Annotated in this window: 9 protein-coding genes; 4 read left to right on the top strand and 5 right to left on the bottom strand. The window is 74.7% G+C overall.

Features of this window, described 5'->3' with window-relative positions:
* Positions 1 to 48 precede the first annotated feature (48 nt).
* The 4 genes from IEW07_RS06565 to IEW07_RS06550 all read left to right on the top strand — a co-directional run bounded on the left by IEW07_RS06565 (position 49) and on the right by IEW07_RS06550 (position 3,407).
* Positions 49 to 393, top strand: coding sequence for a hypothetical protein (locus IEW07_RS06565; protein WP_188535806.1), 345 nt, complete (start codon positions 49 to 51; stop codon positions 391 to 393).
* Positions 344 to 607, top strand: a complete 264-nt coding sequence (locus IEW07_RS06560; protein WP_188535476.1) for a hypothetical protein — start codon at positions 344 to 346, stop codon at positions 605 to 607. Before IEW07_RS06565 ends, IEW07_RS06560 begins: the two co-directional genes overlap by 50 nt.
* A 219-nt stretch (positions 608 to 826) precedes the next feature.
* On the top strand, positions 827 to 2,065 hold the full coding sequence (locus IEW07_RS06555) for an FG-GAP repeat domain-containing protein (protein WP_188535474.1): 1,239 nt from the start codon (positions 827 to 829) through the stop codon (positions 2,063 to 2,065).
* A 103-nt stretch (positions 2,066 to 2,168) separates the two neighbouring features.
* On the top strand, positions 2,169 to 3,407 hold the full coding sequence (locus IEW07_RS06550; protein ID WP_188535472.1) for an FG-GAP repeat domain-containing protein: 1,239 nt from the start codon (positions 2,169 to 2,171) through the stop codon (positions 3,405 to 3,407).
* 24 nt (positions 3,408 to 3,431) lie between these two features.
* Here the strand turns inward: IEW07_RS06550 and IEW07_RS06545 are convergent, their stop codons facing one another.
* The 5 genes from IEW07_RS06545 to IEW07_RS06525 form a co-directional block, all read right to left on the bottom strand.
* Positions 3,432 to 4,448: a DNA topoisomerase IB gene (locus IEW07_RS06545; protein WP_188535470.1), complete on the bottom strand. Its 1,017-nt coding sequence runs from the start codon at positions 4,446 to 4,448 to the stop codon at positions 3,432 to 3,434.
* Positions 4,449 to 4,559: 111 nt separating this feature from the next.
* Complete coding sequence (locus IEW07_RS06540) at positions 4,560 to 5,678, bottom strand: hypothetical protein (RefSeq protein WP_229741617.1); 1,119 nt, start codon at positions 5,676 to 5,678, stop codon at positions 4,560 to 4,562.
* Between the two features lie 46 nt (positions 5,679 to 5,724).
* A complete protein-coding gene (locus tag IEW07_RS06535; protein ID WP_188535468.1) occupies positions 5,725 to 8,121 on the bottom strand; it encodes a GNAT family N-acetyltransferase in 2,397 nt (798 codons plus the stop codon).
* Positions 8,118 to 9,416, bottom strand: a complete 1,299-nt coding sequence (locus tag IEW07_RS06530; protein WP_188535466.1) for a lysine N(6)-hydroxylase/L-ornithine N(5)-oxygenase family protein — start codon at positions 9,414 to 9,416, stop codon at positions 8,118 to 8,120. Before IEW07_RS06530 ends, IEW07_RS06535 begins: the two co-directional genes overlap by 4 nt.
* Positions 9,416 to 10,885 (bottom strand): pyridoxal phosphate-dependent decarboxylase family protein, encoded by a 1,470-nt coding sequence (locus tag IEW07_RS06525; protein WP_188535464.1) that lies wholly within the window; start codon positions 10,883 to 10,885, stop codon positions 9,416 to 9,418. Before IEW07_RS06525 ends, IEW07_RS06530 begins: the two co-directional genes overlap by 1 nt.
* Positions 10,886 to 10,964: the final 79 nt, after the last annotated feature.

Raw genomic sequence — 10,964 nt, 5'->3', positions numbered from 1 at the left:
CGGCCGCGGCGGGCCTGGTCGTTGACGGCCGGTGGACCCCATTCCACCATGAGCGGTACAGGGCGCTCCACGGGGGCGCCGGACTCCGGACCCGGGGAGCCGTCATGGACGTCGGACGCAGCCTGCGAACGGCCGGCCATGGCCTCGGGGCCCTCCTGGCAGGAGCGGCTGTCCACCTCCGCCGCCCTGCTGGAGCCCCTCAGCTTCGTCATGAGCCAGGAGATGCTGCGCAACATCGGACGGCCGGCGGAGGAACCGCCGGCCCACAGGAGGAGGAACGGCCATGACCGGCAGGAGATCAGCACGGACCGGGCTCGGGAGGACGAGCAGGTGCGGAAGGAAGATGAGCTGGGGGAAGAGGACCGGCTGGGGGAAGAGGACCGGCTGGGGTAAGAGGACCAGGCGGTGGAGCGACCTGACGCCGGGGCAGCGGACCGCGCTGCTGGTGCTGGGGTCCGTGCAGCTCTCCCTGGCCCTGACCGCGTGGACCGACCTGGCCCGGCGGCCCGCCGAGCAGGTCAACGGCAGCAAGGCGAAGTGGGCGGCGGTCATCGCCCTCAACTTCGTGGGCCCTCTGGTGTACTTCCGGCGGGGCATCCGGCGCTGACCACCCGGCGGGCGGACGCGTCCGGCCACGCAACCGTTATCTGATTTGCTCTAGTGACCACGGGACCGCAGACCTACACTGGGAACGTCAGAGTCTGCAACTGCGCAACGGTGCGTAGCCCCTGGTGGCACCTGCTCTGCCGGGCCGCTCCCGACTGACCGCCGCGCGTCGTGGCACCCGCTGACACCGATCGGTTTTCGGAGGTCTGGGGGACCCGCCATGCAACGTTCACTGATGTCCCGACTGCTCACCGGCGCGTCGGCCGCGGCGCTGGCCGTGACCGGCCTCGCCGCCGCCGGACCGGCCCAGGCCGCCGTCGCGAGCCCGATGTTCTCCTACGCGGACGGCTGGCGGGTCGACCGCCACGTGCGCGAGCTCGCCGACGTCAACGCCGACGGACGCCTGGACGTCGTCGGCTTCGGCGACGCCGGTGTGTGGGTCGCCTACTCGCAGACGAACGGCACGTTCACCTCGCCGGTGCTGCGGCTCCGCGACTTCGGCACCGCACAGGGCTGGACCAACGACCGGCACGTGCGGACGGTCGCCGACATGGACGGGGACGGCCGCGAGGACCTCGTCGGCTTCGGCAACGCCGGTGTCTGGGTCTCCTACGCGCTGACGAACGGCACCTTCACCGCCCCGGTGCTGAAGGTCCGCGACTTCGGCTGGGACCAGGGCTGGCGCGTCGACCGCCACCCGCGCATGATCGCCGACCTGACGGCCGACCGTGCCGGGGACGTCGTCGGCTTCGGCGAGTCCGGGGTGCACGTCTCGCACGGCCGCATCGACCGGTCCTTCTCCGGCACGGGCAAGCGGATCGACAGCTACGGCTACGACCGCGGGTGGCGGGTGGACAAGAACCCGCGGCTGCTCGCCGACATGGACGGCACCGGGACGGCCGACATCGTGGCCTTCGGCGACGCCGGCACCTACGTGTCCTACTTCTCGCCCCTGGGCGACACCTTCACCGCGGCGGCGCTGAAGATCCCGAACTTCGGCTACGCCCAGGGCTGGCGCGTGGGCGAGCACCCGCGCGCCGTGGGCCTGATGAACGTCGACGGCCTCCGGGACGTCGTCGGCTTCGGCTACGGCGGGGTCTCCGTCGCCTACGGGCAGGGCTCGCAGTTCTCGACCTCCTACACCGGGGTCCAGGTGAAGGTGAACAACTTTGGCCGGGCCCAGGGCTGGCGCGGGGAGGACCTGCACCCGCGGACCCTCGCCGACGTCAACGTCGACGGCATCCAGGACCTGGTCGGGTTCGGCAACGCCGGCGTCTACGTGGCCGAGGGACGGGCGAACAGCACCTTCGGACCCGTCTACCTGAAGGTCGCCGGGTACGGGTCCGATGACGGCTGGACCGAGGACCGGTATCCGCGCCTCATGGGCGACGTCAACGGCGACGGCCGCGACGACGTCGTCGGCTTCGGGCACTCGGCCACCTACGTGACCCTGTCCTGACCACAGGCCGAGGGGCCCGCCGCACCGGCGGCGGGCCCCTCGGCCCCGCTTCCCGCTCCGCTTCTTCTTCTCCTTCGCTTTCTTCCCGTCACGGGGGCCCGTCATGGAACGCTCGTCACTGTCCCGCCTGATCGCCGGCGCCGCGGCCGCGGCACTGGCCGCGAGCGCGGTAGCGCTCGGGGCCCCCGCCCACGCTGCCACCGCGCAGCCCTTCCTCTCCTACGCCGACGGCTGGCGGGTCGAGCGGCACCTGAGGGTCCTGGCCGACGTCAACGGCGACGAACGCGCCGACGCCGTCGGCTTCGGCGACGCCGGGGTGTGGGTGGCCCTCGGCCAGCCCGGCGGGACCTTCGCCGCCCCGGTGCTGAAGGTCCGCGGCTTCGGCTGGGACCAGGGCTGGCGGGTCGGCGCGCACCCGCGCGCCGTGGCCGACCTCGACGGCGACGGCCGCGACGACGTCGTCGGCTTCGGCGACGCCGGCGTCTGGGCCTCCTACGCCCAGCCCGACGGCACGTTCACGGCCCCGCAGCTGAAGCTGCGCGACTTCGGCCGCGCCCAGGGCTGGACGGCGGAGCGGCACTCCCGCCAGGTCGCCGACCTCGACGGCGACGGCCTCGCCGACCTCGTCGGCTTCGGCGAGGCGGGCGTCCACGTCTCCCACGCGACCGTCCAGCGCGGGTTCACCGGCACGGGGCGGCGGATCGACGACTTCGGCTACGCGCAGGGCTGGCGGGTCGACCGGCACCCCCGGATCCTCACCGACATGGACGCCGACGGCACGGCCGACGTCGTGGGCTTCGGCAACGCCGGCACCTACGTCTCCTACTTCTCCGCCGCCGGGGACACGTTCGCGCCCTCGATCCTGGAGGTCCGAGACTTCGGGTGGAACCAGGGCTGGCGGCTCGACCGGCACGTCCGGGTGGTGGACGGCGACGCCAGCGGGGACGGCCGGGCGGACGTGATCGGCTTCGGCGAGCGCGGCGTGCTCGCAGCCCACTCCCGGCCCTACGCGCAGGGCGAGCCGAAGTTCTTCGGCGTCTCCCTGGAGCTGGCCGAGTTCGGGTACGCGCAGGGCTGGCGGGTGGAGCTGCACCCGCGGACCCTGGCCGACATCAACGGGGACCGGCTGCAGGACGCCGTCGGCTTCGGGTGGTCGGGCGTCCACGTGTCCTACGGCGACGACAACGCCTTCGTCGGCACCGAGCGGCGGCTGGCCGAGTTCGGGACCGTGGACGGCTGGCGGCCCGACCGGTACCCGCGCCTGCTCGGCGACGTCAACGGCGACGGCCGCGACGACGTCGTCGGCTTCGGGTACTCCGCCACCTACGTGGCGCTGTCCTAGACCGGGGCGCCGGCGGTCCCCGGCTCAGGCGAGGAAGGAGCGCAGGGTCCGCTCGGCCGCCCGGTAGGTGTCCGCGTCGATGGTCTCGCCGCCGTGGAAGCGGTCGATCACGCGCGGGTCCACGTAGGAGCTCCGCGCGATGGCGGGGGTGTTGCCGAGGTGCTCCGCGACCTCCCGCATGGCGGAGGACACCGCCCTCCTCCGGGCGCTCTCGCTGGGCCGGGTGCCGGCCCGGGCCGCGAGGGCCATCGCGGCGGTGACGGTCCCCTGCCAGGTGCGGAAGTCCTTGGCGGTGAACTCCGGGCCGCACTGGATCCGCACGAAGTCGTTGAGCCGGGTGCTGGTGGTGGTGGCCCACTGCCCGTCCTCGTCGCAGTAGGCCAGCGCCGGCTCGTCGGGCCCCCGGTCGAGCATCGGGGCCAGGGCCGCGGCGAGGTCGGCGTCCCGGACGGCCAGCGTCCACCGGTGGCCGCTCTTGCCGGGGAAGTCCAGGTGCACCTCGTCCCCGTCCACCCGCACGTGCCGGACCAGCAGGGTGGTCACGCCGTAGGAGCCGTTGGACTGGGCGTACTCCTCGTTGCCGATCCGCAGGGCCCCGACGTCCATGAGCCGGAAGGCCGCGGCGTACGCCTTCTCCTCGGTGGCGCCCTCCGAGCGCAGCAGCCGGGTCACGGCCGGCCGGGCCCGGGGCAGGGTGTCGCCGAAGTCGAGGACGCGGTCGAACTTCTCCCGGTCCTTCAGCTCCCGCCAGCGGGGGTGGTAGATGTACTGGCGCCGCCCGGCGTCGTCCACGCCGGTGGCCTGGATGTGGCCGTTGGGCCGCGGGCTGATCCAGACGTCCTTCCAGGCCGGCGGGATCGCGAGCCCCCGGATCCGGGCGAGCTCCGCCTCGTCCTCCACCTTGGAGCCGTCGGCACTGCGGTAGGAGAAGCCCCTGCCGTGGCCGCGGCGGGTGATGCCCGGACGGGTGCAGTCGCTGCGCCGCAGACGCGGTGCGCGGGGTCTGCGGGGCGTCGCGGGGGTCTGCGGCAAGGCGGCCATGACGTCCTTCCGGGCGGGGCTCCCGGACCGTCCCGGGAACACCAAGTCTACTGACGACCGGGGTGGCGGCACAGCCCCCGCCCCGCACCGGGGCAGCTCCCGCGGCGGCGCTCAGCCCTCCGAGCGGGTGTACGCGGCGGCGCGCACGACGTCGTCGTCCTCCAGCCCGGCGCCCAGGGCTCCGCCCACCGTGGCGAGCGTGGCGGTGAGCCAGGCGAGCTTCACGTACTCGAGCGCCCCCACGGGCGCCCCGACCACCTCCGCGAAGACGTCCCCGTCCACGAGCAGCAGCGCCCCCAGCCAGGACAGCGCGAAGACCGTCAGGTAGAACACGAGCACCCCGACGGCCACGGTCGCGGCGGTGGCCAGGTTGAACAGGGCCACCTGCTCGCGCTCGGCGCGCCGCCGCGGGCGCTCCCAGAGCCGGGCGCCCACCACGAGCGCCCCGGTCACCGCGCCGACGGCGAGCAGGCCGAGCAGTCCCAGCCGCCACGGGCCGTAGGCGGCGGCCAGCAGCCAGAGGTCGGAAGCGACCAGGGTCAGCACGCCGGTCGCCGCGGCCACGGCGAGCAGCCGGGACAGCCGCGCCACCAGGGTCCACGGGCGGTTCGCCCGGATCATCCCGAGCAGCAGCCGCACGTTGCCGCCCAGGACACGGGCGGTGAATTGCACCGCGTTGTCCCCGGGCCGGTCCTCCACGTCGACGGCGCGCTGCCGGGCCCGGCGGACCAGCTCCTCCATCCCGTCCTCGTCGTCCGGGTCGTGGCCGAGCAGGTCGCCGGCCATCCGCACGGTGGCCTCCCGCACCTTCTGCGCCACGTGCCGGGCCCCGAGGGCCGGGACGGCGACCAGCCCCACCCCGTGCACGGGGCTCAGCTGGGTGAGCACGGGGTTGCGGCCGTCCTTGAGCGGGACGTCCGTGAGGACGACGACGAGGTCCCAGTCCTCGTCGAGCATCCGGTCGCGGGCGGCCTCGAGCAGGTCGAGTCCGTCCGCCGGCGGAACGGCCAGCCGGTCCTCCGCCACCGCCACCCGCCACCGCACCCCGGGGTAGCGCCCGGCGAGCATGGCGGGCAGGTCCGCGGCGACGTCCCGGGGCAGCAGGGACCGGATCTGCGGGGAGACCACGAGCCCGAGCAGCAGCTCGGGCTCGGGCTCGCCCGCGGCCCCGGGACCGGGAACGGGGTCGGGCAGGGGCTCAGTGGCGGAGGCGGAGCGGTCGTCGGGCACCGCACCATCGTCGTCGAGCGGCCCCGGGAGCGCCAGCCGGGCCGGCTCAGGCCCCCACGGGGACCGGTGCGGCCACCGGGTTCTCCAGCGTCCCGGCGTACTGGAGGGACGCCGCCTGGTCGGCGAGGTCCACCATCTGCAGGGTGTTGAGCAGCTGCAGGCGGTTGAGGCAGGAGTGGCTGAACCGGGGCGCGAGCAGCGGGAAGCGCTCCCCCGTCCCCGGGTCCGCCGCCACCAGCTCCTGCAGGCACCGCGCGGCAACCGCCCAGAACCGCTCCGACGGCAGCAGCCCCTCGGCCTCGAGGATCCCGGCGAGGTGGCGCAGCACGCCGTCGAAGACGTCGGTGTGCACGGACAGCGCCGCGGTGGCGGGGTCCACGACGTGGCGGATCCGCTCGAGGCCCTCCGGCAGGGGCCGGTCGGTGACGACCGCGACCTCCTCCCCGATGTCCTTCATGATCACCCGCCGCGGGACGTGCTCGTGGAGCACCAGGACCACGTTCTCCCCGTGCGGCATGAACACCAGGTCGTGGGCGAGCAGGCACCGGGCCACCGGGGCGAGGTAGGCGTCCAGGAGCCGGCCCACCCACTCCTCGGCGGCCAGCCCGGAGGCGCGCACGTGCTCGGCGACGAGGGGCACCCCGCAGGCGTCGACGTGCAGGAGGGAGGCGAGGGTCGCCAGCCGCTCCCCCGGCCCGGTCCGGGCCAGGGGGCTCTCCCGCCACAGGGCCGCGAGCATCTTGGTGTGCGGGCCCTCGTCCGCGCGCCCGGCCGCCGCGGCGCGGTGGTAGGCGTCCCCCGTGTACCCGACGGCCGCTACCTCCCGCAGCACCGAGAACCCGGACGCGGCGAGCACCGGGTCGGTCGCGACGACGTCGGCCACCCAGTCGTTGACCGCCGGGGTGTCCCGCATGTAGCGGGGGGAGAGCCCGCGCAGGAAGCCCATGTTCTGCACGGCCAGGGCGGTCTTCACGTAGTGCCGGCCGGGGCGGGAGGTGTTGAAGAAGGTGCGGATCGACTGCTGGGCCTGGTGCTCGTCGCCGGTCTCGCCCAGCAGCACGAGGTCCCGGCGGGCGAGGTCGGGCGCGAAGCTCACCGTGACCCGGTGCTCCCACTGGTGGGGGTGCACGGGCAGGAAGCGGTACTCCCCCGGGTCCAGGCCCAGGGCTGTCAGCCGGGCCCGGAACCGTTCCCGGACCTCGGGGTCGAGCTCCCCGGCGTAGAGCCCGTCCTCGTCGAGGCCGCGCGCGGCGTCGAACCGGCTGAGTTCCCGGCGCGCCGCCAGCCACACGAGGCGCACGGGGCGGGCGGCCTCGGGGGCGAAGCGGTCGTGCTCCGTGACGCCGAGGCCGATCCGGCCGTTGTTGGCCACGAACCCGGGGTGGCCCTCGGTCATGGCGGCCTCGACCTCCTGGAAGCCGGCGCGCGCGAGCGCCGCGGAGGGCCGGGTGCGGTGCACGAGCTTGTACGCCGCGGAGGCGAGGGTGCTCGCGATCTCCTCGAGGTAGGTGGCCAGCAGGTGCGGCGGGATGCCCAGCTGCGGGGCGAGCTCGGTGACCAGGGCCTGGGCGTCGGGCTCGGCGTCGGCGCCGTCGACGGTGCGGCGCAGCGAGCCCTCGTCGAGGACCCAGTGCTCCAGCCCGGTGCGCCGCGCCCGGAACCGGTAGCGGACGCGGCCGCCGTCGGCGCCCACCTCGAAGGCGCCGTCGCCCACGGCCTCGGGGTGCACGAGGCGCTCGTGGGCGAACTCGGCGAGCGCCTTGCAGCACAGGTGGCGGTGGGCCACGCGCATCGGGTGCAGCCCGAGGTGCGCGGCGGGCGCGGGGCCGCCCGCCCGGCCCGGCTCCGGCTCGGGGACGGGCACAGCCGCGGGCCCCAGCTCGGAGGCCTCGAACCCCTCCCGGGTGCACGTGCTGAGCAGGGCGGTCTTGCCGGGCAGCTCGAGCGGGCCGTGGACCTCGAACCCGGCGCGCGCGTTGAGCCGGTGGACGGCCGTGTTGCGGGCGTCGGGCTCGACGACGACGCGCCGGACCCCCTCCTGCTCGAACAGCCAGCGCATCGTCCCGGCCATGAAGGCGGCGCTCGTCCCGGGCACGGGGGTCCGGGCGGGGGCCAGGAGCAGGTGCATCCCGACGTCCCCGTCGCGGTGCGCGTAGCGGCCGGCGAGGAGGACCGCACCGGGGTCGTAGGTCTCCACGACCCCGAGCGGGACGCCGTCGAGGCGGACCAGCCACGCGTCGCAGCGGGGGTGCGCGGCGACGGCCTCGAAGGTGCGCCGGACCCGGTCGGGGTCGGCGTCGAGGAGGTCCCAGTACCGGGACCGCGGGTGGGTGAGCCACGCGTGCAGGAGCTCGACGGTGGGCCCGTCCGGGACGAGCGGCTCGAGGGCGAGGACGCCGCCGGGGGTGGCGAGGCGGGCGGGGGACGCGGTGCGGGGGCTCATGCGGACTCCTGGGGGATGCCGAAGGTCTGGAAGGCGATGGCGGGCTCGATCGGGTAGGCCTCCCGGCCCGTGACGGCCCGGAGGATGACGCTGTTGCGGTAGGCGCCCATGCCGAGGTCGGGGGCGGTCAGGCCGTGGGTGTGCACCTCGGCGTTCTGCACCCAGATCCGGGAGCGCTCGTGGTCCACCGCGTAGTCGCGGGAGACGTCGTAGCGGCCGGCGGCGTCCCACGCGATCCGGTCGAGCACGGGGTCCAGGAACGCGGGGACCTCGGCGCGGTAGCCGGTGGCCAGGACCACGGCGCCGGTCGTGTGCCGCCAGGGGCGGTCCAGCTCGTCGTCGTGCAGCGCGAGGACCAGCTCGCCGCCGTCCCGGTCGAGACCCGTGAGGGTGGTGTTCGTGGTCAGCACCCCGGCGGGGTGCCCGTGCACCGAGCGGCGGTAGAGCAGCTCGTGGATCCCGTTCACCAGCTCCGAGCTGATCCCCTTGTAGAGGCTCGCGTGCTCGCGGTTGAGCCGGTCCCGGACGGGCATGTCGAGGCCGTGGAAGTGGTCGACGTACTCGGGGGAGGTCATCTCGAGGGTGAGCTTGGTGTACTCCATGGGGAAGAACCGCGGGGAGCGGGTGAGCCAGTCCACGCGCGGGCCCCCGGCCCCGGAGCGCTCCAGGAGGTCGCGGTAGACCTCCGCGGCGGACTGCCCGCTGCCCACCACGGTGACGCTGTCCCGGGCCAGCAGCTCGTCGCGCCGGTGCAGGTAGTCGCTGGTGTGCAGGACGGGCCCCGCGCGGAGGTCGGCGCACTCCGGCACGGCCGGGACGGTGCCGATGCCCAGGACCAGGCGGCGGGTCCGCCACCGCTCCGTGCCGGCCGCCGTCCGGGCGGTGACGACGTAGGCGTCGTCGGCGGGGTCGTGCTCGACGGCCACGACCTCCCGGCCCCAGCGGAGGGAGCCGAGCTGCTCGGCGGCCCACCGGCAGTAGGCGCTGTACTCGGCCCGGAGGGGGTTGAAGTCCTCCCGGATGTAGAACGGGTACAGCCGGCCCGCCTGCTTGAGGTAGTTGAGGAAGGACAGCGGGGAGGTGGGGTCGGCCATCGTGACGAGGTCGGCGAGGAACGGGACCTGGATCGTGGCGTCCTCGAGCATCAGGCCGGGGTGCCAGTCGAAGCCGTCCCGGGCGTCGAGGAACACCGCGTCGAGGTCCTCCAGCGGGGCTGCGAGGCAGGCCAGGCCCAGGTTGAAGGGGCCGATCCCGATGCCCAGCAGGTCGTGGACGTGCCCGGTGGCGGGGCCCATCAGCGGGCCCCCGCCACGGCCTCGAGGGGGCGGGGGGCGGTCTCCCGGGCGGCGGCGCGGATCAGGTCGAGCACCCGCTCCACGTCGGTCGCGGTCGTCGCCGGGTTCAGGAACGTGAACTTCAGGCAGCGGCGCCCGTCGAGCACGGTCGAGGCGACCACGGCACGGCCGGAGTCGAAGAGGGCGGTCCGGACGGCCTCCACGATCCGGTCGGCGTCGTCCTCGCCGGTCCCCGGGGGCACGTGCCGGAACAGGACGGTGGAGAGCACCGGCTCGGCCACGAGCTCCATGTCGGGGGCCCCGGCGACGATCCGGCCCGCCTCCTGCGCGAGGTCCAGCACCCGGTCGAGGGCCCGGCCGATCTCCTCGGCGCCGACCGTGCGCAGGGTCATCCACAGCTTGAGGGCGTCGAAGCGGCGGGTGGTCTGCAGGGACTTGTCCACGAGGTTGGGCCGCACCGCGTGCCGGGGGTTCAGGTACTCGGCGCTCCAGGTGGAGAAGCGCAGGCTCCGCCCCTCGCGCAGCAGGAGGGCGGAGGCCGCCACCGGCTGGAACCAGGACTTGTGGAAGTCCACGGTGACGGAGTCGGCGCGCTCGATGCCCGCCAGCAGGTGCCGGCGGGTCGGGGAGACCAGCAGGCCCCCGCCGTACGCGGCGTCCACGTGCAGCCACGCGCCGTGGGCGCGGCACGCCTCCGCGACGCCGGGCAGGGGGTCGATCACGCCGAGGTCCGTGGTGCCGGCGGTGGCGACGACGGCCGCGACCTCGCCGCCGGACGCGGCGACGTCGTGCAGGGCCCGTTCGAGGGCGACGACGTCCAGGGCCCCGCTGCGGGTGCCCGGCACGAAGACCACCGCGTCCGGGGCCAGGCCCAGCAGGTGCGCCGCCTTCGCCACGCTGAAGTGCGCGTGCTCGCCCGCCACGATCCGCAGGCCGGCCAGCCGCTCCTGCCGGGTCCCCGGGTGCGGCCGGGACAGCCGCTCCTCCCGCGCCGTGAAGAGGGCCTGGAGGTTGGACTGGGTGCCCCCGGAGGTGAAGACCCCGTCCGGCTCCCCCGCCGCGGGGAAGCCGATCCGCGCCGCGGTCCAGTCCACGATCCGCTGCTCGATCAGGGTCGCGGTGGTGCTCTGGTCCCAGGTCTCCACCGCCGTGTTCACCGCCGCGGTGAGGGCCTCGGCGGCCACCGCGGGGATCGCCACCGGGCAGTTGAGGTGGGCCATGTAGCCGGGGTCGTGGAAGTGGACGGCGTGGTCCAGGTACAGCCGGCGCGTCTCGTCCACGGCGGCGCCGAGGTCCCCGAGCGGGCGGTCGAGGTCGACGGCGGCCACGAGGTCCTCGAGCTGCCCGGGGCTCGCCGCGGAGCGGGGGCCCCCGGTGCCGGCGAGATGGACGGCCACCGTGTCGACGGTGGAGTGCAGGGCGCGGGCGTACTGCGCCGGAGTGTCGCGGGTGAACAGGAAGTCGCTCATGGGCTCCTCGCAGGGGGTCGATGGGGCTGCCAGCACTTAGGCAAGGCTCACCTAACCACATTTCGATGAGGATTACATC

The organism is Kocuria dechangensis (assembly GCF_014636775.1).
In the GTDB taxonomy this organism is placed as follows: domain Bacteria; phylum Actinomycetota; class Actinomycetes; order Actinomycetales; family Micrococcaceae; genus Kocuria; species Kocuria dechangensis.
The sequence above is the reverse complement of the archived record's forward strand: the minus strand, read 5'-3'. Positions and strand labels throughout refer to the sequence as shown.